This is a genomic window from Pseudomonas sp. HN2-3 (genome assembly GCF_020691745.1).
GTDB classification, from domain to species: Bacteria; Pseudomonadota; Gammaproteobacteria; order Pseudomonadales; family Pseudomonadaceae; genus Aquipseudomonas; species Aquipseudomonas capeferrum.
Genome location: NZ_CP085704.1, coordinates 3,844,600 through 3,869,353, shown reverse-complemented (window position 1 = coordinate 3,869,353; position 24,754 = coordinate 3,844,600). Strand labels below are relative to the sequence as shown.

The window sequence follows — 24,754 nt, the reverse complement described above, 5'->3', positions numbered from 1 at the left end:
CTCAGACCTCCACGGGGGCTACCAGGCGCCCCGCGTCCAGGCGGATCAGGCGCCGGCAGCGGCGGGCCAGGCGCTCGTCATGGGTGACCAGTACCAGGGTGGTGCCACGCTCCTTGTTCAATTCGAACAGCAGGTCGCTGATGCGCTCGCCGGTATGGCTGTCGAGGTTGCCGGTGGGCTCGTCGGCGAACAGCACGGCAGGTTGTGCGGCGAAGGCGCGGGCGATGGCTACCCGCTGTTGCTCACCGCCGGACAGCTGGCGCGGCGTGTGGCTCAGGCGCTTGCCCAGGCCAACCCGTTCGAGCAGGGTGCGGGCGTGCTCGCGGGCATCGCGGCGCCCGTCGAGCTCCAACGGCAGCATGACATTCTCCAGTGCGTTGAGGCTGTCGAGCAGCTGGAACGACTGGAACACGAACCCGACATGCTCGGCGCGCACGCGGGCGCGTTGGTCTTCGTCCAGTGGCCCCAGGTCGTGCCCGGCGAGGATGACCTTGCCGGCGCTGGGGCGGTCGAGGCCGGCCAGCAAGCCGAGCAAGGTCGACTTGCCTGAGCCCGAAGCGCCGACGATGGCCAGGCTGTCGCCCTGGGCGAGGTCGAGAGAAAGTGCGTGGAGGATGGTCAGGTCGCCTTCCGCGCTGGGGACCACTTTGCTAAGGTTCTGCGCAACGAGAATGCTGGGGCCCATGGAGAATCCAATGCGAATGTGGTGGTTGAGTGCCGGTCTGGCCTTGTATTGCCTGGCCCAGAGCGCCACGGCGGGAACGGTGCTGGTGGTTGGCGATAGTATCAGCGCCGGTTTTGGCCTGGATAGCCGCCAGGGGTGGGTCTCTTTGTTGCAGACCCGGCTCAAGGACGAAGGTTTCGATGATCAGGTGGTCAATGCCTCGATCAGTGGTGACACCAGCGCCGGAGGCCAGGCGCGGCTGCCGGCGCTGCTTGCAGCGCACAAGCCGGCCGTGGTTGTGCTGGAGTTGGGCGGCAATGACGGGCTGCGCGGGCAGCCGCCGCAGCAATTGCAACAAAATCTTGCTTCGATGATCGAGAGCGCTCGGCAAGCGGGTGCCAAGGTGCTGCTGCTGGGTATGCGCCTGCCGCCCAATTATGGCGTGCGCTACACCACGGCGTTTGCCCAGGTGTATGAGCAGTTGGCGGCAGACAAACAGGTGCCATTAGTGCCTTTTTTCCTTGAGGGCGTGGGGGGCGTGCCGGAGCTGATGCAGGCCGATGGCATCCATCCGGCGCAAGGTGCCCAGCAGCGCTTGCTGGAAAATGCCTGGCCGAAGATAAAACCCTTGCTGTGACGCTTTAAACGGGGGCGGGTTTCGGCTAAGGTTGCGCCCCCCGTTTCGAGAGCCCCCGATGCCGCGCCCTGCCTGGTCCCTTTATGCCTACCAACTGATCGAGCCTGACGAACAGCTCGACCTGTTTGCCTGCCAGGAAATCCGCGTCCACCTGGCCGCTCGCCAGCTTGAGCTTGGCGTGCCGGTCGACCGTACCCTGTGTGGCGGCCTGCTGCCCGCGCAGCCGCGCTGGTCGGGCGTGCAGCGCTCGATCTACCGCGACAACCGTCTGTGCGCGCTGTGCCGTGCCATTCTCGACGCCCAGCGGCGCGGCATGCGCCCGGTGTGGCCGCAGCTTTGACGGGCAAACTGTCACACCTTTCATCATCTGAAACGCTTGCATACCGCCAATGCCTCCCGCTTGCATCGGTGCGGGTGTACAATCGATCCTCTTGACCCACCTTTCGAAGGATTTACCGGATGTTGCCGCGCTTTCCTGCCGTCACCCGTAGCCTGTCCCTGGCCGCCCTGCTGGTAGCGGGCCCCGCTGCTGCGCTGGAACTGCCACTGCCACCCCCCGGTGAAGACATTGTCGGCCAGGTGCAGGTGATCAAGGCCAAGTACGAAGACACGTTCGCCGACATCGGTACCGCCAACGACCTTGGCTACCTGGAAATGATCGCCGCCAACCCGGGTGTCGACCCCTGGTTGCCGGGTGCCGGCACCGAGATCATCCTGCCTACCCGCTATGTGCTGCCGCCCGGCCCGCGCGAAGGTATCGTCATCAACCTTGCCGAGTACCGCCTGTACTACTTCCCGAAAGGGGAGAGCGTGGTGCATACCTTCCCGTTGGGTATCGGTCGTGAAGGGTGGGGGTCGCCGATCGCCAACACCAAGATTACCGCCAAGACCCCGAATCCGACCTGGACCCCGCCGGCCTCTATCCGTGCCGAGCATGCTGCCGACGGCGATATCTTGCCGACAGTGGTGCCTGCCGGCCCAGACAATCCACTGGGGCCTTTCAAGTTCACCCTGGGTGTACCGGGTTACCTGATTCACGGTTCGAACAAGAAGTTTGGTATTGGCATGCGTACCAGCCATGGTTGCTTCCGCATGCTCAACAACAACGTACTCGAACTGTCCAAAATGGTCCCGGTCGGTACGCCGGTACGCATCATCAACGAGCCCTACAAGTTCGGTATCAGTGCCGGCAAGGTCTATCTCGAAGCGCACACTCCGCTGGACGATCAGGGCAACCCGTCAGTCGTGGACAAACACACAGCGGTCATCAATGCCTTGCTCAAGCGTGAAGACCTGGCGAACAACCTGCGGATGAACTGGGACATGGTGCGCGACGTGGTCGCCGCCGAAGATGGCATGCCTGTCGAGATCGCCGTGCCGGTCGATAATCAGGGTACTGCACCGATGGTGACGAGCATTCCGCCCGAATTGCAGTAAGGTTTCGCGACCTGCCCAGGGCCTGCCTTAGTGCAGGCCTTTTCGTATGTGCGCTGCGTGTTGATCGGCAATAAAAAAGCCGACCCACAAGTGGGTCGGCTTCATAACAATCCGTGAGGACTATTACTTGCGGCTGGCTTTGTCCAGCATACGCAGAGCGCGCTCGTTGGCTTCGTCAGCGGTCTGCTGAGCCTTCTGAGCGGCTGCCAGTGCGTCGTCAGCCTTACGGTAGGCTTCGTCAGCACGAGCTTGAGCGCGAGCTGCTGCGTCTTCAGTCGCAGTCAGACGAGCTTCGGTTTCTTTGGATACGCTGCTGCAACCGGTAGCCAGAACTGCGGCCAGAGCCAGAGCAGAGAATTTCAGAACGTTGTTCATCGTGTTCCCCTTCAAGGACTTTCTATTAAAGAGCCATCTCTCGGAATAGAGAAACTGGCCGGCGTACATAGTACCCATTACTTGTAGTAAGTAAACTGACTGAGCGCAAGAACTGCAAAAAAAATGTTACGCCAGCTCACGCCGACACGCATTGCGACGCTTTTGTGAAAAAAACGTCCAAGGCGCGCAAGCGTTTGTAGTACGGGAACTTTTTTGTTGAACTAACGGTGACTTTGACTGTCCTTCAGCGTCTTAAGGGCTAGAACATCCGGCTTCTGTTGGCGTATCGGGAAGAGTCGATTTAACCCCGTTTCTCGCCATTTTTAACCGCTGCCACCTTGAGCAATCCCGCCTGCCGCGCCTACTATCTTGTGAGTGCCGGGGGCAGAACCATTGCAAGCGCCTTGCGGTCCAAGGGGCAACAGGTGGCGTAGAGGTTCTGTGCCGGATCAACCACCATCGGTTAAGGTATGGGTCTGCCGAGAAGACCTGCGAGGAGTTGTGATGAGCGAAGCGCTGACCATCCACCATGACCAGGCCGGTCATCAGTTCGAGACCAGCGTGGACGGTCATCGTGCCTATCTGACGTACATGGACCTGGGCAAGCAGACGCTGGACATCTATCGCACCTTTGTGCCCAACGCCCTGCGCGGGCGTGGGATTGCCGCAGCACTGACCGAGCGGGCCTTGGAGTATGCCGAGCAGATGGGTTACACGGTGATACCGTCGTGCTCTTATGTAGAACGCTACATGGAGCGCCAGCAGCGTCACTCCAGCAAGGCTTGAACTATTAGATAAAAGAAAAGGGGCCGTTCGCGGCCCCTTTTTTCGTCTTTGCTCAGCCGCGCTGGCGCTGTGGCAATACATCCTTGAGCTTGGCGTGCATGCTGCGCAGGGTCTTCTCGGTGGCGGACCAGTCGATGCAGGCATCGGTGACCGAAACACCATATTGCAGTTCGTTCAGGTCTTTGGGGATCGACTGGCAACCCCAGTTCAAATGGCTCTCGACCATCAGGCCTATGATCGATTGGTTGCCTTCGAGGATCTGGTTGGCGACGTTTTCCATCACCAGCGGCTGCAGGGCCGGGTCCTTGTTGGAGTTGGCGTGGCTGCAATCGACCATGATGTTGGCCTTGATCTTGGCCTTGGCCAGGTCTTGTTCGCACAGGGCGACGCTGACCGAATCGTAGTTCGGCTTGCCATTGCCGCCGCGCAATACCACGTGACCGTAAGGGTTGCCCTTGGTGGTGACGATCGATACGCCGCCTTCCTGGTTGATGCCCAGGAACCGGTGCGGTTTGGATACCGACTGCAGGGCGTTGATCGCAACGGTCAGGCCGCCATCGGTGCCGTTCTTGAAGCCGACAGCCGAAGACAGGCCCGAGGCCATTTCCCGGTGGGTCTGGGATTCGGTGGTGCGGGCGCCGATGGCCGACCAGCTGATCAGGTCCTGCAGGTACTGCGGGGAAATCGGGTCGAGCGCTTCGGTGGCCGTCGGCAGGCCCATTTCAGCCAGGTCCAGCAGCAGTTGGCGACCAATGTGCAGGCCGTCCTGGATCTTGAACGAGTCATCCAGGTACGGGTCGTTGATCAGGCCTTTCCAGCCGACCGTCGTGCGCGGCTTTTCGAAGTACACGCGCATGACCAGGTACAGCGTGTCGGACACTTCTGCGGCCAGTACCTTCAGGCGTTCGGCATACTCGTGGGCAGCCTTGATATCGTGGATGGAGCAGGGGCCGACTACGACGAACAGGCGATGGTCCTTGCCGTCGAGAATATTGCGCACCACTTCGCGGCCGGCAGTCACGGTCTGCAGAGCCTTGGCGCTGAGAGGGATTTCCTTCTTGAGCTGATCGGGGGTGATCAGGGTCTCGTTGGAAGCAACGTTTAAGTCGTCGATCGGTAAATCAGCCATCGTGTTACTCGTCAGGTCACGGGTGCCGGCCGCCAGCAATCCCCGTGCGGCCCAGCAGCAAGAATGTTCGCAGCGGGGAGCCGAACCTTAGCGCGTTACAGGGGGCGCGACAATGGGCTTGACCCCGTAAGCCCAGGGATTTTCCCCACGCTGGCGGTGGTGTGGCGCGATTGGGGTGACCAGGGTGCAGCAACCGGTGTAAAAAAGCGCACTGACATTTACCTGGAGATTGGCATGCATCCGCGCAAACCACGTATCGGCATCATCGGCAGTGGTGCTATCGGCGGCTTTTATGGGTTGATGCTGGCACGGGCCGGTTTCGATGTGCATTTCCTGTTGCGCAGTGAGTATGAAGTGGTGCGCAACCAGGGGCTGATGCTTGAAAGCGCAGTGCATGGCACGTTGCAGATGAAGGTTCAGGCTTATGTCAGCGCTGCCGACATGCCGCAATGCGACTGGCTGTTGGTGGGGGCCAAGGCCACCAGTAACGAGCAGTTGGCGCCGCGGATCGTCCAGGCCGCCGCGCCCGATGCGCGGGTGGTATTGCTGCAGAACGGCCTGGGTGTAGAGGCGCAGTTGCGTCCGGCCTTGCGCGATGACATGCACTTGCTCGGCGGCTTGTGTTTCATTTGTGTCAACCGCCAGGCGCCTGGGGTGATTCGCCATCAGGCGCTGGGGGCGGTCAATCTTGGCTATCACAGCGGGCCTGCCCGCGATGGCGGTGCCGCGCTGGTCAAGGAGGGGGCGGGGTTGTTCCAGGCGGCGGGCATCGATTCCCAGGCCATGGATAACCTGAGCCAGGCGCGTTGGCAAAAGCTGGTGTGGAACGTGCCTTATAACGGGCTTTCGGTGTTGCTCGGCGCCAGCACCACACCGTTGATGGCCGACCCGCACAGCCGGGCGCTGGTCCAGGCGTTGATGGCCGAGGTGGTCCAGGGTGCCGCTGCCTGCGGCCACGTGCTACCCGACGGCTATGCCGAGCATCTGTTCCAGATCACCGAGCGGATGCCCGACTATTGGCCAAGCATGTACCACGACCACGCGCAGCAGCGCCCGCTGGAACTTCAGGCTATCTATGCCGAGCCGTTGGCGCAGGCGCGAGCGGCAGGTTGCAACTTGCCGCGCATGCAGATGCTTTACCAGGCACTGTCGTTCATCGACCACGCTGGCCGGCACCCCTGAAGCCTGCACAGCCCGCGCCGGCAGCACGCCGGACGGCAAAGCGTGCGTGCGGCGCGCTGCTAAGCTGAAGCTTGCTCTGCCGCAGCGGCAGTCGAGGAGGTCGAATGATCCGCTCCATGCTGTACGCCACCGACCTCGGTGTCTACGCCCCTTTTGTCATGCAGCACGCCCTGGCCCTGGCGCGGACGTTCAATGCAGAGCTGTATGTGATCCACGCGGTAGAACCCATGGGGCAGTTTGCCGAATCGCTCCTGCAAAGCTACCTGGATGAACAGACGCTGGACCAGTTGCACAGCCAGGGCGTCACCACCGTCATGGCCAATATCGAACAACGCGTGCTGGAAAACTTTCGCGATGAACTGGGTGAAGAGGCAGACCTGGCTGTCATCAAGGCGGTGCGTGTGCGCCAGGGTGACCCTGCCCAGGTGATCCTCGACCAGGCCCAGCGCCTGAGTGTCGATCTGCTGATTTTTGGGAGCCACAGTGCAGGTGCGGGGGTTGATGTACCGCTTGGGCGAACGGCGGTGCGATTGCTTCAGCTGTCGCCTGTGCCGGTATATATGGTGCCGCTTGCACAGCATTTGGGGCGTAGGAAAACGTGAAGCTGGCTGTAGGCTTTTACGGGGCGCGTGTAACAAAATAGTTCTAGATTTATTTCCAGAACCACTAATATAGTTATATATCGTCGCTGCCTGCTGCCGCTGACTCACCGCTGAACCGAGGGAAACCTATGAAGCTTCAACAACTGCGCTACATCTGGGAAGTGGCGCACCACGACCTCAACGTCTCCGCGACGGCGCAGAGCCTGTATACCTCCCAGCCAGGTATCAGCAAGCAGATCCGCCTGCTCGAGGATGAGCTGGGTGTTGAAGTCTTTGCCCGCAGCGGCAAGCACCTGACCCGCGTCACCCCGGCCGGTGAGCGCATCATCAATACCGCTGGCGAGATCCTGCGCAAGGTCGAGAGCATCAAGCAGATCGCCCAGGAATTCTCCAACGAGAAGAAGGGCACCCTGTCCATCGCCACCACCCACACCCAGGCACGCTATGCACTGCCGCCGGTGATCAGCAGTTTCATCAAGCAGTATCCGGAAGTGGCCCTGCACATGCACCAGGGCTCGCCCATGCAGATTGCCGAGATGGCCGCTGATGGCACTGTCGACTTCGCCATTGCCACCGAGGCGCTGGAGCTGTTCGGCGACCTGATCATGATGCCGTGCTACAAGTGGAACCGCTGCGTCGTGGTACCACAGGGGCACCCGCTGACCAAGCTGCCGAAGCTGACCCTGGAAGCGGTCGCCGAATACCCTATCGTTACCTATGTGTTTGGCTTCACTGGCCGTTCGAAGCTGGACGAGGCTTTCAACCATCGCGGCCTGACGCCGAAGGTCGTGTTCACCGCAGCGGATGCCGACGTGATCAAGACTTACGTGCGCCTGGGGTTGGGTGTCGGTATCGTCGCCAAGATGGCAGTAGACACCAAGCTCGACAGCGACCTGGTGGCCCTGGATGCCAGCGAGTTGTTCGAGGCCAGCATCACCAAGATCGGCTTCCGCCGTGGCACCTTCCTGCGTGGTTTCATGTGCGACTTCATCGAGAAGTTTGCCCCGCACCTGACCCGTGAAGTGATGGCCAAGGCCATTCAGTGCCATAACAAGCAGGAGCTCGAAGAGCTGTTCGACGGCGTCGAGCTGCCGGTGCACTGATCCTGAAATGTAAGGGGCCGCAAAAGCGGCCCCATTCATTTATGCCTTGCTGATCAGGTTGCCAGCGTGCAGCCCGCATTCCTTCTGGGTCGACTCCTCCCACCACCAGCGGCCTTCGCGCTCATGCTGGTTCGGCAGCACCGGGCGTGTGCACGGCTCGCAGCCAATACTGATGAAGCCGCGCTCGTGCAGGCTGTTGTAAGGCAGTTCGAGCATGCGAATGTAGCCCCAGACTTCCTCACTGCTCATCTGTGCCAGCGGGTTGAACTTGTACAGCGTACGCTCGGGGGTCGAGAAGGCACCGTCGATTTCCAATGCCGCCACCTGGCTGCGGGTGCCCGGGCTCTGGTCTCGGCGTTGGCCGGTGGCCCAGGCACTTACCGTGGCCAGTTTGCGTCGCAAAGGCTCGATCTTGCGGATGCCGCAGCACTCGCCATGGCCATCCTTGTAGAAGCTGAACAGGCCCTTTTCCTTGACGAACGGGTCGAGCTTGCTGCGATCGGGGCTGAGCAGTTCGATCGGCAGGTTGTACTGCTCGCGGACCTGGTCGATGAACCGGTAGGTTTCCGGGTGCAGGCGGCCGGTGTCGAGGCTGAACACCTTGACCTGCTTGTTCAGCTTCCAGGCCATGTCGACCAGTACCACGTCTTCGGCGCCGCTGAAAGAGATCCACAAGTCGTCGCCGAAGTGTTCGAAGGCGAGCTTGAGGATGTCCTGCGGGGACTTGTTGGCATAGGTCGCGGCAAGGGCGGCGACGTCGAAGGGTTGGCTCATCAGGCGGTTTCCATCTTGGCTGTGGCGCTGTGCGCTCGTAATAGGGTGATGGTAACAAAAAATACGGGGTTAGACGCCCGGCATAGAGGCTTGTGGCGCCGGGTCAGAGCTGTTGCAGGGTTTGCATCAGCACCCGTACCTTGGCAATCGATTCTTCATACTCCGCCTCCCAGTTCGAATCTGCCACCACCGCGCCACCTCCCCAACAGCTCACGTGCCCATCCTTGACCAGCAAGCTGCGAATGGCGATCGAACTGTCCATTTCGCCGCGTACGTCGATGTACAGCAGTGAGCCGCAATACAGGGCTCGGCGGGTAGGCTCCAGCTCGTCGATGATCTGCATGGCACGGATCTTGGGCGCGCCGGTGATCGAGCCGCCCGGGAAGCTGTCGCCGATCAGGTCCAGGGCATCCTTGTTGCTGGCCAGTTGCCCGGTGATGCTGCTGACCAGGTGATGCACGTTGGGGTAGCTTTCCAGGCTGAACAGCTCGGGCACCTTGACCGAACCGATCTGGCAGGTGCGGCCCAGGTCGTTGCGCAGCAGGTCGACGATCATCAGGTTTTCCGAGCGGTCCTTGGGGCTGTGCAGCAGCTCTTCGGCATTGCGGGCGTCTTCGTCCGGGTCGCTTGCGCGCGGGCGGGTGCCTTTGATCGGGCGGGTCTCGACCAGCCCCTGGCTGACGCGGATGAAGCGTTCCGGGGAAAAGCTCAGCAGTGCGCTGCCGTCGGCCAGTTGCTGGTAGCCGGAGAACGGCGTTGGGCACGCCTTGCGCAGCGCCTGATAGGCGTGCCACGGGTCGCCTTCGCAGGGGGCGCGGAAACGTTGTGTCAGATTGATCTGGTAGCAATCGCCGGCCTGGATATACCGCTGTACCTGGTTGAACGCTGCCTCGTATTGCGCGGGTTGCAAATCGCCCTTCATGGCGGCGAGCAGGTGGAACTCGCCAGCCGCAGGGGCATCCGCTGCGTGGAACAGGGTGATCAGGCGCTCGCGCTCGTCAGCTGCAAGGTGGGGGTGGAACACCAGTTGGCTGGTGCCTAGCTGGTGATCGGTCACCAGCGCCCAGTCATATAGGCCCAGCTGGGCATCGGGCAGGTTGAGGTCGTCTGCGGCGAGGCTGGGCAGTTGCTCCAGGCGGCGGCCGAAGTCGTAGCTGAGGTAGCCGATCAGGCCGCCGGCAAACGGCAGTTGCACCCCATTGGGCAATTCGGCGTGGCCGAGTTGCGCCAGCCCTGCACGCAGGCGTTGGAGGAACGCGCGGCCGTCCTCGTCTGCTTGCGCTTGCAGATAGTGCACGGGCCAGGCGCTCAACAGGTCATAGCGCCCGCGTTTGGCGCCGGGGCGGGCACTGTCGAGCAGGATCGCGCCGGGTGCCTGGCGCAGGCGGGCGAAATAGGCAGCGGGATCGGGCTGGTAGGGCAGGGGGTAGAGCGTACAGGTCGGCATCAGTGTGGACGGCGATGTAAAAAGCGAGGGGGCGATTGTAGACCTGTGTAGGAAAAGCGCCTAGCGCTGGGCGCGACATTAAACCGTTCGATTGCGCGCCGGCGCCGCTATCCAGACTTTCGCAGGTGAACCCGCGAAGGTCTGTATAGCGGCAGGCTGTCAGTGCGGATGCACGTGCCCGAACAGTCCTTGCGATACGCGAACACGCTGTTCGGCATCTTCGGTCAGGCCATCCTTGGCCAGTGCTTCAATGTGCGCCTCGATGGCATGGGTGCGCTGGGTCAGCCCGCAGTCGTTGGCAATCTGAATGTTCAAGCCCGGGCGGGCATTGAGTTCCAGGATCAGCGGCCCCTTCTCCTGGTCCAGCACCATGTCGACACCGATGTAGCCCAGGCCGCACAGCTCGTAGCAGCCGGCTGCGAGCTTCATGAAGCCGTCCCAGTTGGGCAGCTGCACGCCGTCCACCGCATTGGTGGTGTCCGGGTGCTTGCTGATGATGTTGTTCAGCCAGGTGCCACGCAGCGTCACGCCGGTTGCCAGGTCGACACCTACGCCGATGGCGCCCTGGTGCAGGTTGGCCTTGCCGCCGGACTGGCGGGTCGGCAGGCGCAGCATGGCCATGACCGGGTAGCCCATCAGCACGATGATGCGGATGTCCGGTACGCCTTCGTAGCTGATGCTCTTGAAGATCTGGTCCGGTGTCACCCGGTATTCGATCAGCGCACGGTCGCGGTGGCCGCCGAGTGAATACAGGCCGGTCAGGATGCTCGAGACCTGGTGCTCGATCTCTTCGTGGCTGATGATCTTGCCCGACACCGTGCGGTAACGGTCTTCGAAGCGATCGGCGATCACCAGGATGCCGTCACCGCCGGCGCCTTGCGCCGGCTTGATGACGAAATCACTGCGCCCGCCAATGATCTGGTCGAGCTTCTCGATCTCTTTCTCGGTCTCGATGACGCCGTACATTTCCGGCACATGGATGCCCGCTGCGAGTGCGCGCTCCTTGGTGATGATCTTGTCGTCGACGATCGGGTACAGGTGGCGCTTGTTGTACTTCAGGACATAGTCCGCGTTGCGCCGGTTGATACCCATGATGCCCCGGGCCTCCAGGGCTTTCCAGGTCTTGATCAGTCCGAACATCAGGCGTCAGCCTTCTTCAGGAACGCTTTGAAGCGAACGAGCTCGGTCAGGCGGTAGCCGCGGTAGCGGCCCATCGCCAGCATGAAGCCCACCAGGATCAGCAGCACCGCCGGGAAGGTGAAGACGAAGTACACCAGCTCCGGCACCATCATCAACAGGTGCGCCACGGAGGCTGCGAACAGGGTGCCGATGGCCACTTTCATGGCATGGCCGCCGCCGCGCTCTTCCCAGGTGATCGACAGACGTTCGATGGTCATGGTCAGAATCACCATCGGGAACAGCGCCACCGACAGCCCGCGCTCCAGGCCCAGCTTGTGACTGAACAGGCTGATAGCGGCGATCAACACCACCACGAAGGTCAGCACCACCGACAGGCGTGGCAGCATCTGCAGCTTGAGGTGTTCGAGGTACGAGCGCAGTGACAGGCCCAGTGCCGTGATCACCGTGAACAGCACGATGCCGAAGCCCAACTGGGTTTCACGGAAGGCCAGGGCGATCAGTACCGGGGTGAAGGTACCCAGGGTCTGCAGGCCGATCAGGTTGCGCAGGACCAGAATCACCAGCACGCCGATCGGGATCATCACCATGATCATGAAGGTCTGCTGGGTCTGCAGCGGCAGGCTGTACAGCGAGTATTCGAGGAAGTCGGCGTCGGTGTTCTCGTCGGTCAGCTTGGCCAGGCGGATGGCGTTCATCTCGCTGTTGTTCATGCTGAAGGTGACGTTGGCTTTCTTGCCGCCATCGACGCTGATCAGGTTGTCGTCACCGGTCCACCACAGCAGGCGGTCGCTGGGCAGGCCCTGCTCGCCGGTGTCCGGGTTGAAGTACAGCCAGTCGTTGCCGTTGAAGCTGCGCAGCCACAGCTCCGGGGTCTGCGGGGTGTCGGCGACCAGGCGGATGGTGTGGACCTTTTCCATCGGCACGTGGGCAATGGACAGCAGCAGGTCGATGATCTGGGCTTTTTTCATGGCCGAGGTGTCGCCGGCCAGCAGCAGCTTGACGTTGTCGTCGTTGAGATTGTTGACCCGCTTGATGGTCTCGCTGACGAAGGTCTCGACGTCGGCCGAATGCTGGCGGATCGGCGCCATCAGGGCTTCGGCGGCGATTTTTTCGGGGCCTTCGACAGCCAGGCTGTCACGGAAGGTCGGGCCTTTGACGGTGGTCTTCTCGTTGCTGTAGCGCTTGGTCAGCACCAGGCGGTAGTAGAGGGTCTGGTTGCCGCTGGCGCGGCGTGCCGACCAGGTCACCTTGCGGTTGCCGTCGGCACGGTTGACGCTCACCCCGTAGTTGTTGGAGATGAAGCTCTCGTTGAGGCTGACGTAGTCGCGGTTCAGCGGCGGCACGAACATCTGCACCTTGACCGGGTCTTTGGTGCTGGCCACGAACTCGACCTTGGCGTCGATGTTCCACAGATCGTCGGTTTCATCCTCGGTCACCGGGATGCCGAGGAAGAAGATCTGATAAGCCGTGACCGCCACGCCCAGCAACACCAGCACGGTGATCAGGACTTTCAGATGGAGGGTAAGAGAGCGCATCGGGATTACTCTGCTTTGGGAGCGTCGGTGGCACAGGCAGGTTTGCCGGCCGCGTATTTAAGGCTTGGGTCGACCAGCGCGTCGAAGTGCTTGAGCGCCTCGGAGCCGATCAGCAGCGGGAACTGGAACGCGCTGCGGTCGGTGAGGTTGACTTCGATGGTGCGCAGGGCCTGGCCCATGCAGATTTCGAGTTCGATGACCGGGCGCGCGGTATAGGCCTTGCCCGATTCGGCATCGTAGTCGCCTGCTCGTCGCTTGATCTTGCTGACACGCGCAAGGGGGCGCTCGATCGGGTGCGAGTGGGCGGCATCGATGGCCAGGTAGAAGCGTACCCAGCTCTCGCCGTTGCGCTTGAAGCGCTTGATGTCTCGGGCACTGAGCGAGGCGGTCTTGGCGCCGGTGTCGAGCTTGGCGGCCACTTCCAGGTCAAGGTCGCCCAACTGTGCGTATTCGTTGAGACCGTACACGGTCTTGCCCGCCGCTTGGCCGATGGCCGGCAGCAGGGTGAGGCATAGCAGCAATAAAACGGGTGTAAGTCTCATAGTCCTGGCGCGGTACTGTGCAGGGTTCGGGGCAAGGCGACTGGCAACGACTGCGCAAGCTTCCTCGTTCATCTGTCAACAACATGAATAGATGACAGACACGCTATCCATACTCTGTCGGAGGCGCGGCATTCTATCACGCCGACGTCTTGACGCCAGCGCGTCGCGATCTGACAGCGGCTGGGCAGGGTTAGTTCGTTCTTAGACGATTGTCGACAATGTTGATTTTGTCTTTGACTGATAGCGCTTAATTAGCTAATTTCTGGCCATGTGATTATCAGGGTGTCGACAATATGCTGGACCTTTCTACTTCCAGTCCCGCGTTGGCAGACGAAACGGAAACCTTGTCCGAAAACGTCTTTCGGCGAATCCAGGCGGCCATCGTCAAGGGCGAGATCGCCCCGGGCAGCAAGATCTCCGAGCCGGAGCTGGCGCGTACCTACGGCATCAGCCGCGGGCCGCTGCGCGAAGCCATCCACCGGCTCGAAGGCCAGCGCCTGCTGGTGCGCGTGCCGCATGTCGGGGCGCGGGTGGTGTCGCTCAACCACGCCGAGCTGATCGAGCTGTACGAAATCCGCGAATCGCTCGAAGGCATGGCCTGCCGCCTGGCCGCCGAGCGCATGAGCCAGGCCGATATCGACGAGCTGCGCCGGGTGCTCGACACCCATGAACGCGATGCGGCGTTCCAGGCCGGTGTCGGCTACTACCAGCAGGAAGGCGACTACGACTTCCATTACCGGATCATCCAGGGCAGCGGCAACCAGACCCTGGTCAAGATGCTCTGCGGCGAGCTGTACCAACTGGTGCGCATGTACCGCATCCAGTTCTCCGCCACGCCCAATCGGCCGCGCCAGGCGTTTGCCGAGCACCACCGGATCCTCGATGCCATCGCCGACCGTGACGGTGAACTGGCCGAACTCCTGATGCGCCGCCATATCGGCGCGTCCAAACGCAACATCGAGCGTCACTACCTGGACGCCAACGACAACAGCCCACGAGGTGATTCATGACTGTGAAGAGCACGCCCGGCCAACGTTTCCGCGACGCGGTTGCCGCCGAACATCCCTTGCAGGTGGTCGGCGCGATCAACGCCAACCATGCCCTGCTGGCCAAGCGCGCCGGTTTCAAGGCCATCTACCTGTCCGGTGGCGGTGTTGCTGCCGGCTCGCTCGGCCTGCCGGACCTGGGTATCAGTGGCCTGGACGATGTGCTCACCGACGTGCGCCGCATCACCGATGTCTGCGACCTGCCGCTGCTGGTGGATGTCGATACCGGTTTTGGCGCCTCGGCGTTCAACGTGGCACGTACGGTGCGTTCGATGTGCAAGTTCGGCGCTGCCGCCATCCATATCGAGGATCAGGTGGGTGCCAAGCGCTGCGGCCATCGCCCGAACAAGGAAATTGTCACCCAGCAAGAGATGGTCGACCGGATCAAGGCCGCCGTCGATGCGCGTACCGATGACAGCTTCGTGATCATGGCGCGTACCGACGCCCTGGCCGTCGAAGGCCTGAACGCTGCCCTGGACCGCGCCGCTGCCTGCGTCGAGGCGGGCGCCGACATGATCTTCCCGGAGGCCATCACCGAGCTTTCGATGTACAAGACCTTCGCTGACCGCGTGAAGGCGCCGATCCTGGCCAACATCACCGAATTCGGTGCCACGCCGCTGTACACCACTGAAGAGCTGGCGTCGGTCGATGTGTCGCTGGTGCTGTACCCGCTGTCGGCCTTCCGGGCCATGAACAAGGCGGCCGAAAATGTGTACACCGCGCTGCGTCGCGACGGCACCCAGAAGCACGTGATCGATACCATGCAAACCCGCATGGAGCTCTACGATGCCATTGGTTATCACGCCTTCGAGCAGAGCCTCGATGCGTTGTTTGCGCAGAAGAAAGGGTAAGTGAGGGTGCCGGCCACCTTTGGCAGCGGGTTTAGCCGCGAAGAGGCCGGCCCAGGCACGCCGAATTAGCCAGAAAGCAATCCATAACAAATTCAAGAAAGGAGAAACACCATGGCCGAAGCAAAAGTACTCAGTGGCGCAGGCCTGCGTGGCCAGGTGGCCGGCCAGACCGCGTTGTCGACCGTTGGCCAGGCCGGTGCCGGCCTGACTTACCGCGGCTACGATGTCCGTGACCTGGCGGCCGGTGCCGAGTTCGAGGAAGTGGCCTATCTGCTGTTGTACGGCGAACTGCCAAGCAGCGCCGAGCTGGCCGAGTACAAGCACAAGCTCAAGGGCCTGCGTGACCTGCCGCAAGCCCTCAAGGAAGTGCTCGAACGCATCCCACGCGACGCCCACCCGATGGACGTGATGCGCACTGGCTGTTCGCTGCTGGGTACCCTGGAGCCGGAACTGACCTTCGACGCCCAGCACGACAAGACCGACCGCCTGCTGGCGCTGTTCCCGGCGGTCATGTGCTACTGGTACCGCTTCACCCACCATGGCGTGCGCATCGATTGCACCAGCGATGAAGACACCCTGGGCGGGCATTTCCTGCACCTGCTGCACGGCAAGAAGCCCAGCGAATTGCACGTCAAAGTGATGAACGTGTCGCTGATCCTCTACGCCGAGCACGAGTTCAACGCATCGACCTTCACCGCGCGCGTGTGCGCTTCCACCCTGTCCGACCTGTACTCCTGCATCACCGCTGCCATTGGCTCGCTGCGCGGCCCACTGCATGGCGGTGCCAACGAAGCGGCGATGGAGCTGATCGAGCGCTTCCAGAGCCCGCAGGACGCGACGGCCGAACTGCTGAGGATGCTGGAGCGCAAGGACAAGATCATGGGCTTCGGCCATGCCATCTACAAAGAGTCCGACCCGCGCAACGAGGTGATCAAGGGCTGGTCGAAGCAGTTGGCCGACGAGGTCGGCGACAAGGTGCTGTACCCGGTTTCCGAAGCCATCGACAAGACCATGTGGGAGCAGAAACGCCTGTTCCCCAATGCTGACTTCTACCACGCGTCGGCGTACCACTTCATGGGCATCCCGACCAAGCTGTTTACCCCGATCTTCGTTTGCTCGCGCCTGACCGGCTGGGCGGCGCATGTCTTCGAGCAGCGTGCCAACAACCGCATCATCCGCCCGAGCGCCGAGTATGTCGGCGTCGAACAGCGTCAGTTCGTGCCGATCGAACAGCGTTGAGTTGAAGGCCGTTGCGGGCTGTAACGCAGCCCCGCCGGCCAGACCTACCGACTACCGTGACCGAGCCTGATAACTATATGAACACCGCATACCGCAAGAATCTGCCAGGCACCGACCTGGACTACTTCGATGCCCGCGCGGCGGTCGAGGCGATCAAGCCCGGCGCCTACGACGGCCTGCCGTACACCTCCCGCGTACTCGCCGAAAACCTGGTGCGCCGCTGCGACCCGAGCACCCTCGACGCCTCCCTGACTCAGTTGATCGAGCGCAAGCGCGATCTTGACTTCCCCTGGTTCCCGGCCCGTGTGGTGTGCCACGACATCCTCGGCCAGACTGCCCTGGTCGACCTGGCCGGCCTGCGTGACGCCATTGCCGACAAAGGTGGTGACCCGGCTCAGGTCAACCCGGTGGTGCCGGTGCAACTGATCGTCGACCACTCCTTGGCCGTCGAGTGTGGTGGTTTCGACCCGCAGGCTTTCGAGAAAAACCGCGCCATCGAAGACCGCCGCAACGAAGACCGTTTCCATTTCATCAACTGGACCAAGAAGGCGTTCAAGAACGTCGATGTGATCCAGCCGGGCAACGGCATCATGCACCAGATCAACCTGGAGAAGATGTCGCCGGTGATCCACAGCGACCGCGGCGTGGCCTACCCGGACACCTGTGTCGGCACCGACAGCCACACCCCGCATGTCGACGCCCTGGGCGTGATCGCCATCGGTGTCGGCGGCCTGGAAGCCGAGAACGTGATGCTCGGCCGTGCCTCGTGGATGCGCCTGCCGGAAATCGTCGGCGTCGAGCTGACCGGCAAGCTGGCGCCGAACATCACCGCCACCGACCTGGTGCTGGCCCTGACCGAATTCCTGCGTAAACAGAAAGTCGTCGGTGCCTATCTGGAGTTCCACGGCGAGGGCGCCCGTGCCCTGACCCTGGGCGACCGTGCGACCATCTCCAACATGGCCCCGGAATATGGCGCCACTGCAGCGATGTTCGCCATCGACCAGCAGACCATCGACTACCTGAAGCTGACCGGCCGCGAGGATCAGCAGGTCAAGATGGTAGAAACCTACGCCAAGGCCACCGGCCTGTGGGCCGACAGCCTGGGCGGCGCCGTCTACGAGCGCACCCTGAGCTTCGACCTGTCGAGCGTGGTGCGCAACATGGCCGGCCCGTCCAACCCGCACGCCCGCGTTGCCACCAGCGAGCTGGCGGCCAAGGGCATCGCCGGGGCCTGGGAGGAAGTGCCGGGGCAAATGCCGGACGGCGCGGTCATCATCGCCGCCATCACCAGTTGCACCAACACCAGCAACCCGCGCAACGTGATAGCCGCAGGCCTTCTGGCACGCAATGCCAACAAGCTCGGCCTGGCGCGCAAACCTTGGGTCAAGTCTTCGCTGGCGCCAGGCTCCAAGGCGGTGCAGCTGTACCTGGAAGAAGCGGGGCTGGAGAAAGAGCTGGAGCAGATGGGCTTTGGTATCGTCGCTTTCGCCTGCACCACCTGCAACGGCATGTCCGGTGCATTGGACCCGGTGATTCAGCAGGAGATCGTCGACCGCGACCTGTATGCCACTGCCGTGCTGTCGGGCAACCGCAACTTCGACGGGCGCATCCACCCTTACGCCAAGCAGGCCTTCCTGGCCTCGCCGCCGCTCGTGGTGGCCTATGCCATCGCCGGTACTATCCGCTTCGACATCGAAAAAGACGTGCTGGGGGTGGTGGACGGCCAGGAAATCCGCCTCAAGGATATCTGGCCGAGCGATGAAGAAATCGATGCCGTGGTGCGTGCGGCGGTCAAGCCGGAGCAGTTCCGCAAGGTCTACATCCCGATGTTCGCCATCGAGGAGGACCGCGGGCCGAAGGTTGCGCCGCTGTATGAGTGGCGCCCGATGAGCACCTACATCCGCCGTCCGCCGTACTGGGAAGGTGCCCTGGCCGGTGAGCGCAGCCTGCGTGGCATGCGCCCGTTGGCGGTGCTGCCGGACAACATCACCACCGATCACTTGTCGCCGTCCAACGCCATCATGCTGGACAGTGCGGCGGGTGAATACCTGGCGAAGATGGGCCTGCCGGAAGAGGACTTCAACTCCTACGCCACTCACCGTGGCGACCACCTGACTGCGCAGCGCGCCACCTTCGCCAACCCCAAGCTGTTCAACGAAATGGTGCGCAAGGAAGATGGCAGCGTGAAGCAAGGCTCGCTGACGCGTCTGGAGCCTGAAGGCAAGGTGACCCGCATGTGGGAGGCGATCGAAACCTACATGGAGCGCAAGCAGCCGCTGATCATTGTTGCTGGTGCCGACTACGGTCAGGGTTCGTCGCGTGACTGGGCGGCCAAGGGCGTGCGCCTGGCCGGGGTCGAGGCGATCGTTGCCGAAGGCTTCGAGCGGATCCATCGTACCAACCTGGTGGGCATGGGCGTGCTGCCGCTGGAGTTCAAGCCGGGGACCGACCGCAATACCTTGGCGCTCGATGGCAGCGAGACCTACGATGTGCTGGGTCAGCGCACGCCACGCGCGACCCTGACCCTGGTGGTGACGCGTCGCAACGGTGAGCGGGTCGAGGTGCCGGTGACTTGCCGCCTGGATACCGCCGAGGAAGTGTCGATCTACGAGGCGGGTGGGGTGCTGCAGCGCTTTGCCCAGGACTTCCTCGAAGCCTCCGCTTGACGGCTGGGGCCGCGCAGCGGCCCCAAGGGTTATTGCATTTCAGACAGGACGGCACAGCAATGGCACATGCAGCACAAATCAAGATCCCTGCCACCTACATCCGTGGCGGCACCAGCAAGGGCGTATTCTTCCGCCTGCAAGACCTGCCCGAGCAGGCGCAGGTCCCGGGCCCAGCCCGTGATGCGCTGCTGTTGCGGGTTATCGGCAGCCCCGACCCTTATGGCAAGCAAATCGATGGCATGGGTGGCGCCACTTCGAGCACCAGCAAGACGGTGATCCTTTCGCGCAGCATCAAGCCCGAGCACGATGTCGACTACCTGTTCGGCCAGGTCAGCATCGACAAGGCTTTCGTCGACTGGAGCGGTAACTGCGGCAACCTGTCTGCCGCTGTCGGCTCGTTCGCCATCAGCAGCGGCCTGGTGGATCCGTCGCGCCTGCCGCGCAACGGCATGGCCACCGTGCGGATCTGGCAGGCCAACATCGGCAAGACCATTGTTGCCCATGTACCGATTACCGAAGGTGAAGTTCAGGAAACGGGCGATTTCGAGCTTGATGGCGTGACCTTTCCGGCCGCCGAGGTGCAGTTGGAGTTCCTCGACCCGGCTGCTGATGAAGACGGCGACGGCGGCTCGATGTTCCCCACCGGCAATCTGGTGGACGACCTGGAAGTGCCCGGTGTTGGTACCTTCAAAGCGACCCTGATCAATGCAGGGATCCCGACCATCTTCATCAATGCGGGCGATATCGGCTACACCGGTACCGAGCTGCAGGACGCGATCAACGGCGATCCGCAAGCGCTGCTGCGGTTCGAGACCCTTCGCGCCTATGGCGCCGTGCGCATGGGCCTGATTGAGCATGTCGACCAGGCGGCCGGGCGTCAGCACACACCGAAAGTGGCCTTCGTCGCCCCGCCGACCACCTACACTGCGTCCAGTGGCAAGGTTGTCGCGGCGGCTGACATCGACCTGCTGGTGCGTGCGTTGTCCATGGGCAAGCTGCACCACGCAATGATGGGCACTGCCGCAGTGGCCATCGGTACCGCTGCTGCCATTCCGGGCACGCTGGTCAACCTCGCAGCAGGCGGGGGTGAGCGCAGTGCCGTGCGTTTCGGCCACCCCTCGGGCACCTTGCGGGTGGGCGCCGAAGCGCGTCAGGTGAAGGGCGAGTGGACGGTGACCAAGGCAATCATGAGCCGCAGTGCTCGCGTGCTGATGGAAGGCTGGGTGAGGGTGCCCGGCGATAGCTTCTGACGCACCATTGGCGCTCGGCTTCAAGCGGGGCTGCACAGCAGCCCCTGTACTTCTGAAGGGAGCAGATGATGAGCGCCAACGTAGACCTCAACCAGCGCCCGGACTACGACCGGGTGCTGCAAACCCTCGCCGACTATGTCCTGACCTACCGGGTCGAATCCCCTGAGGCGCTGGACACCGCGCGCAACTGCCTGATGGACACCCTGGGCTGCGGCCTGCTGGCCCTGCGCTTCCCTGAATGTACCAAGCACCTTGGCCCGCTGGTGGAAGGCACCGTGGTGCCCAACGGTGCCCGTGTGCCCGGCACCGCGTACCGGCTGGACCCGGTCAAGGCCGCCTGGGATATCGGCTGCATCGTGCGCTGGCTGGACTACAACGACACCTGGCTGGCCGCCGAGTGGGCGCACCCCTCGGACAACCTTGGCGGCATCCTGGCCGTGGCCGATCACCTGTCGCAAAAACACGTGGCAAAGGGTGAAAGCCCACTGCTCATGCGCGAAGTGCTAGAAGCCATGGTCATGGCTCACGAGATTCAGGGTGTGCTGGCGCTGGAAAATTCCTTCAACCGCGTTGGCCTCGACCACGTGATACTGGTCAAGGTGGCCTCCACGGCCGTGTGCGCAAAGCTGATGGGCGCCACCCGGGAGCAACTGCTCTCGGCGTTGTCCCATGCTTTCGTCGACGGCCAGGCACTGCGTACCTACCGTCATGCGCCCAACGCCGGTTCGCGCAAGTCCTGGGCGGCGGGCGATGCTTCCAGCCGTGGGGTGCGCCTGGCCGATATCGCGCTGCGTGGCGAGATGGGCGTGCCGGGTGTGCTGACTGCGCCGCAATGGGGCTTTTACGACGTGTCGTTCAGCCATACCAACAAGGACCTGGCGCTTAAACCCAGCGCCCAGCAGGAGCTGCGCGTGCCGCAGCCGCTGGCCAGCTATGTGATGGAGAACGTGCTGTTCAAGGTCAGTTTCCCGGCCGAGTTCCACGCGCAGACCGCCTGTGAGGCGGCGGTGAGCCTGCACCCGCAGGTGCGTAATCGCCTGCATGAGGTAGACCGTATCGTCATCACCACCCAGGAATCGGCGATCCGCATCATCTCCAAGGGCGGCCCGCTGGCCAATGCCGCCGACCGCGACCACTGCCTGCAGTACATGGTGGCAGTGCCGCTAATATTCGGCCATCTGGTGGCCGAGCATTACGAGGATGCCTTCCACGCTGCGCATCCGAGCATCGACCGCCTGCGCGAGAAAATGGAGGTGGTCGAGGACCCGCGTTTCACGCGTGAATACCTGGAAGCTGACAAGCGCTCCATCGCCAACGCCCTGCAGGTGTTCTTCAAGGATGGCAGCAGCACCGAGCAAGTGGTGGTCGAGTACCCGGTCGGGCACCGGCGCAGGCGCGGGGAGGGCATACCCTTGCTGGAGGCGAAGTTCAGGGAAAACCTGGCGACGCGGTTTGCGCGGCAGCGTTGTGAGGCGATTTTCGAGCTGTGCGAGGACCAGCAGAAGCTGGAATCGACGGCGGTGCACAGGTTTGTCGACCTGTTCGTGATCTGAGGTTGCCTTTGCGGGCCTCTTCGCGTGGCAAGCCCGCTCCCACTGGTAGGGAGTCGTCCCTGAGGGCCGAGCGCCCAATAAAAAACCCCGGCATTTCTGCCGGGGTTTTTGTTACTGCTTACCGCTGATTACGCCTGAACCACCGGGATCTTGGCGTTGGCCGCAGCCTCGCGGAACTCGGCGATCTGGTCGAAGCTCAGGTAGCGGTAGACGTCGGCAGCCATGCTGTCGATGTCTTTGGCGTACTGCATGTACTCTTCGACGGTCGGCAGTTTGCCGATGATCGAAGCGACAGCAGCCAACTCGGCCGATGCCAGGTACACGTTGGTCGCGTCGCCCAGACGGTTCGGGAAGTTACGGGTCGAGGTGGAGACCACGGTCGAACCGGTCTGCACGCGCGCCTGGTTACCCATGCACAGCGAGCAGCCTGGCATTTCCATGCGCGCACCGGCCTTGCCGTAGATGCCGTAGTAGCCTTCTTCGGTCAGCTGGTGAGCGTCCATCTTGGTTGGCGGAGCCAGCCACAGACGGGTAGGGATGCCACCCTTGACCTTCTCCAGCAACTTGCCGGCAGCGCGGAAGTGGCCGATGTTGGTCATGCACGAACCGATGAACACTTCGTCGATCTTCTCGCCCTGTACCGAAGACAGCAGGCGGGCATCGTCCGGGTCGTTCGGCGCGCAGAGCACAGGCTCCTTGACGTCGGCCAGGTCGATTTCGATGATTTCGGCGTACTCGGCATCGGCGTCGGCCGACAGCAGCTCAGGGTTGGCCAGCCAGGCTTCCATGGCCTGGGCGCGACGCTCCAGGGTACGTGGGTCGCCGTAGCCTTCGCCGATCATCCAGCGCAGCAGGGTGATGTTGGACTTCAGGTACTCGGCGATGGCCTTTTCCGGAAGCTTGATGGTGCAGCCGGCAGCGGAACGCTCGGCCGAGGCGTCGGACAGCTCGAACGCTTGCTCGACGGTCAGTTCGTCCAGGCCTTCGATTTCCAGGATGCGGCCGGAGAAGGCGTTTTTCTTGCCCTTCTTCTCGACGGTCAGCAGGCCGTTCTGGATGGCGTAGTAAGGGATGGCATGCACCAGGTCACGCAGGGTGATGCCGGGTTGCAGTTTGCCCTTGAAGCGCACCAGGATCGACTCTGGCATGTCCAGCGGCATGACGCCGGTGGCGGCGGCGAAGGCCACCAGGCCGGAGCCGGCCGGGAACGAGATGCCGATCGGGAAGCGGGTGTGCGAGTCGCCACCGGTGCCGACGGTGTCAGGCATCAGCATGCGGTTCAGCCAGCTGTGGATGATGCCGTCGCCTGGGCGCAGCGACACGCCGCCACGGGTGCGGATGAAGTCTGGCAGGGTGTGGTGGGTGGTGACGTCGATCGGCTTGGGGTAAGCCGCGGTGTGGCAGAACGACTGCATCACCAGGTCAGCGGAGAAGCCCAGGCACGCCAGGTCTTTCAGCTCGTCGCGGGTCATCGGGCCAGTGGTGTCCTGGGAGCCGACGGTGGTCATCTTCGGCTCGCAGTATGCACCTGGGCGCACGCCTTGGCCTTCTGGCAGGCCGCACGCGCGGCCGACCATTTTCTGCGCCAGGGTGAAGCCCTTGTTGGATTCGGCAGGCTGCTCTGGTTTCTTGAACAGGTCGGACGCACCCAGGCCCAGTTCGGCGCGGGCTTTTTCGGTCAGGCCACGGCCAACGATCAACGGGATACGGCCGCCAGCACGGACTTCGTCCAGCAGTACTTCGGTTTTCAGGGCGAAGTTGGTGACCAGTTCGTCGCTGTCGTGACGGCGTACTTCACCTTTGTACGGGTATACGTCGATGACGTCGCCCATGCCCAGGTTGGTGCAGTCGAACTCGATCGGCAGGGCGCCGGCGTCTTCCATGGTGTTGTAGAAGATCGGGGCGATCTTGGTGCCGAAGCAGAAACCACCGGCGCGCTTGTTCGGCACGTACGGGATGTCGTCGCCGAAGAACCACAGCACCGAGTTGGTGGCGGATTTACGCGAAGAACCGGTACCGACGACGTCACCGACGTAGGCGACCGGGAAGCCTTTGGCCTTGACCGCTTCGATCTGCGCCAGCGGGCCGACCGAACCTGGCTGTTGTGGCTCGATACCGTCGCGGGCCATTTTCAGCATGGCCAGCGCGTGCAGCGGGATGTCTGGGCGCGACCAGGCATCCGGGGCAGGGGACAGGTCGTCGGTGTTGGTTTCGCCAGGCACCTTGAACACGGTCAGGGTGTACTTGTCGGCGATGGCCGGGCGCGTGGTGAACCACTCGCCGGCAGCCCAGGACTCCAGCACGGCCTTGGCGTGGGCGTTGCCCGACTTGGCTTTTTCGGCCACGTCGTGGAAGGCATCGAACATCAGCAGGGTATGCTTGAGCTGTTCGGCCGCGACGGCGCCCAGTTCGGCGTCATCCAGCAGCGCGACCAGCGTTTCGATGTTGTAGCCGCCCTGCATGGTGCCCAGCAGCTCGGTGGCGTGCTTGCGGTCGATCAGTGGCGACTTGGCTTCGCCCTTGGCCACGGCGGAGAGGAAAGCGGCCTTGACGTAGGCAGCTTCGTCGACCCCTGGCGGTACGCGGTTGGTGATCAGGTCTACGAGGAAGGCTTCTTCGCCGGCCGGCGGGTTTTTCAGCAGCTCGACCAGGCCTGCAGTTTGTTCGGCGTTCAGCGGCTGGGGCACGATACCCAGGGCGGCACGCTCTTCGATGTGTTTGCGGTAGGCTTCAAGCACAGTTATTACCCTCATCAGTGGTCCCTAAAGGGAGTCCGGGACGCTCATCCAGCATTCC

At 62.6% G+C, this 24,754-nt stretch carries 22 protein-coding genes; 13 read left to right on the top strand and 9 right to left on the bottom strand.

Annotated elements, in window-relative coordinates; all coding sequences use genetic code 11:
* Position 1 precedes the first annotated feature (1 nt).
* Positions 2–685: an ABC transporter ATP-binding protein gene (locus LJX93_RS17530; RefSeq protein ID WP_033699089.1), complete on the bottom strand. Its 684-nt coding sequence runs from the start codon at positions 683–685 to the stop codon at positions 2–4.
* Between the two features lie 10 nt (positions 686–695).
* On the opposite strand from LJX93_RS17530, the gene LJX93_RS17525 reads away from it, so the two are divergent.
* The 3 genes from LJX93_RS17525 to LJX93_RS17515 all read left to right on the top strand — a co-directional run bounded on the left by LJX93_RS17525 (position 696) and on the right by LJX93_RS17515 (position 2,738).
* A complete protein-coding gene (locus tag LJX93_RS17525; RefSeq protein ID WP_033699088.1) occupies positions 696–1,301 on the top strand; it encodes an arylesterase in 606 nt (201 codons plus the stop codon).
* Positions 1,302–1,359: 58 nt separating this feature from the next.
* A complete protein-coding gene (locus tag LJX93_RS17520) occupies positions 1,360–1,641 on the top strand; it encodes a hypothetical protein (RefSeq protein ID WP_033699086.1) in 282 nt (93 codons plus the stop codon).
* A gap of 119 nt (positions 1,642–1,760) precedes the next feature.
* A complete protein-coding gene (locus tag LJX93_RS17515; RefSeq protein ID WP_033699085.1) occupies positions 1,761–2,738 on the top strand; it encodes a L,D-transpeptidase family protein in 978 nt (325 codons plus the stop codon).
* Between the two features lie 123 nt (positions 2,739–2,861).
* Here LJX93_RS17515 and oprI read toward each other — a convergent pair whose 3' ends face one another.
* On the bottom strand, positions 2,862–3,113 hold the full coding sequence (gene oprI / locus LJX93_RS17510; RefSeq protein WP_003259780.1) for an outer membrane lipoprotei OprI: 252 nt from the start codon (positions 3,111–3,113) through the stop codon (positions 2,862–2,864).
* 504 nt (positions 3,114–3,617) lie between these two features.
* Between oprI and LJX93_RS17505 the strand changes: the two genes are divergently transcribed.
* Positions 3,618–3,899: a GNAT family N-acetyltransferase gene (locus LJX93_RS17505; protein WP_033699084.1), complete on the top strand. Its 282-nt coding sequence runs from the start codon at positions 3,618–3,620 to the stop codon at positions 3,897–3,899.
* 52 nt (positions 3,900–3,951) lie between these two features.
* On the opposite strand, the gene LJX93_RS17500 is transcribed toward LJX93_RS17505, so the two are convergent.
* Positions 3,952–5,028 carry a 3-deoxy-7-phosphoheptulonate synthase gene (locus LJX93_RS17500; RefSeq protein WP_033699083.1) on the bottom strand — a complete coding sequence of 359 codons (1,077 nt, stop codon included), beginning with the start codon at positions 5,026–5,028 and terminating at the stop codon, positions 3,952–3,954.
* Positions 5,029–5,262: 234 nt separating this feature from the next.
* Between LJX93_RS17500 and LJX93_RS17495 the strand changes: the two genes are divergently transcribed.
* From LJX93_RS17495 to cysB, 3 genes are all read left to right on the top strand, one after another.
* Positions 5,263–6,210: a putative 2-dehydropantoate 2-reductase gene (locus LJX93_RS17495; RefSeq protein WP_047581116.1), complete on the top strand. Its 948-nt coding sequence runs from the start codon at positions 5,263–5,265 to the stop codon at positions 6,208–6,210.
* Between the two features lie 104 nt (positions 6,211–6,314).
* Complete coding sequence (locus tag LJX93_RS17490) at positions 6,315–6,812, top strand: universal stress protein (RefSeq protein ID WP_033699079.1); 498 nt, start codon at positions 6,315–6,317, stop codon at positions 6,810–6,812.
* A gap of 128 nt (positions 6,813–6,940) precedes the next feature.
* Positions 6,941–7,915 (top strand): HTH-type transcriptional regulator CysB, encoded by a 975-nt coding sequence (gene cysB / locus LJX93_RS17485; RefSeq protein WP_033699078.1) that lies wholly within the window; start codon positions 6,941–6,943, stop codon positions 7,913–7,915.
* 39 nt (positions 7,916–7,954) lie between these two features.
* Here the strand turns inward: cysB and LJX93_RS17480 are convergent, their stop codons facing one another.
* The 5 genes from LJX93_RS17480 to LJX93_RS17460 form a co-directional block, all read right to left on the bottom strand.
* Positions 7,955–8,689 carry a phosphoadenylyl-sulfate reductase gene (locus LJX93_RS17480; RefSeq protein ID WP_033699077.1) on the bottom strand — a complete coding sequence of 245 codons (735 nt, stop codon included), beginning with the start codon at positions 8,687–8,689 and terminating at the stop codon, positions 7,955–7,957.
* 103 nt (positions 8,690–8,792) lie between these two features.
* Positions 8,793–10,136 carry an aminodeoxychorismate synthase component I gene (gene pabB / locus LJX93_RS17475; protein WP_047581109.1) on the bottom strand — a complete coding sequence of 448 codons (1,344 nt, stop codon included), beginning with the start codon at positions 10,134–10,136 and terminating at the stop codon, positions 8,793–8,795.
* 159 nt (positions 10,137–10,295) lie between these two features.
* The gene (locus LJX93_RS17470) at positions 10,296–11,276 is read right to left on the bottom strand and encodes an alpha-L-glutamate ligase-like protein (protein WP_033699074.1); all 981 of its coding nucleotides are present in this window, start codon (positions 11,274–11,276) and stop codon (positions 10,296–10,298) included.
* A complete protein-coding gene (locus tag LJX93_RS17465) occupies positions 11,276–12,811 on the bottom strand; it encodes an inactive transglutaminase family protein (protein WP_033699073.1) in 1,536 nt (511 codons plus the stop codon). Before LJX93_RS17465 ends, LJX93_RS17470 begins: the two co-directional genes overlap by 1 nt.
* A gap of 5 nt (positions 12,812–12,816) precedes the next feature.
* Positions 12,817–13,353 carry an ATP-dependent zinc protease gene (locus tag LJX93_RS17460; protein ID WP_033699072.1) on the bottom strand — a complete coding sequence of 179 codons (537 nt, stop codon included), beginning with the start codon at positions 13,351–13,353 and terminating at the stop codon, positions 12,817–12,819.
* A 293-nt stretch (positions 13,354–13,646) separates the two neighbouring features.
* On the opposite strand from LJX93_RS17460, the gene LJX93_RS17455 reads away from it, so the two are divergent.
* The 6 genes from LJX93_RS17455 to prpD all read left to right on the top strand — a co-directional run bounded on the left by LJX93_RS17455 (position 13,647) and on the right by prpD (position 21,958).
* Positions 13,647–14,363 (top strand): GntR family transcriptional regulator, encoded by a 717-nt coding sequence (locus LJX93_RS17455; protein WP_050506083.1) that lies wholly within the window; start codon positions 13,647–13,649, stop codon positions 14,361–14,363.
* The gene (prpB, locus tag LJX93_RS17450; protein WP_047581107.1) at positions 14,360–15,250 is read left to right on the top strand and encodes a methylisocitrate lyase; all 891 of its coding nucleotides are present in this window, start codon (positions 14,360–14,362) and stop codon (positions 15,248–15,250) included. The genes LJX93_RS17455 and prpB overlap by 4 nt, the downstream gene beginning before the upstream one ends.
* 111 nt (positions 15,251–15,361) lie before the next feature.
* Positions 15,362–16,489: a 2-methylcitrate synthase gene (gene prpC, locus LJX93_RS17445; protein WP_033699070.1), complete on the top strand. Its 1,128-nt coding sequence runs from the start codon at positions 15,362–15,364 to the stop codon at positions 16,487–16,489.
* A 77-nt stretch (positions 16,490–16,566) separates the two neighbouring features.
* Positions 16,567–19,155: a Fe/S-dependent 2-methylisocitrate dehydratase AcnD gene (gene acnD / locus LJX93_RS17440; RefSeq protein ID WP_227696245.1), complete on the top strand. Its 2,589-nt coding sequence runs from the start codon at positions 16,567–16,569 to the stop codon at positions 19,153–19,155.
* Between the two features lie 59 nt (positions 19,156–19,214).
* Entirely contained in the window at positions 19,215–20,405 is a 1,191-nt protein-coding gene (gene prpF / locus LJX93_RS17435; protein ID WP_033699067.1) for a 2-methylaconitate cis-trans isomerase PrpF, read from the top strand.
* A 68-nt stretch (positions 20,406–20,473) separates the two neighbouring features.
* Entirely contained in the window at positions 20,474–21,958 is a 1,485-nt protein-coding gene (prpD, locus tag LJX93_RS17430) for a 2-methylcitrate dehydratase (RefSeq protein ID WP_033699065.1), read from the top strand.
* A gap of 128 nt (positions 21,959–22,086) precedes the next feature.
* Here prpD and acnB read toward each other — a convergent pair whose 3' ends face one another.
* Entirely contained in the window at positions 22,087–24,696 is a 2,610-nt protein-coding gene (gene acnB, locus LJX93_RS17425) for a bifunctional aconitate hydratase 2/2-methylisocitrate dehydratase (protein WP_033699063.1), read from the bottom strand.
* Positions 24,697–24,754: the final 58 nt, after the last annotated feature.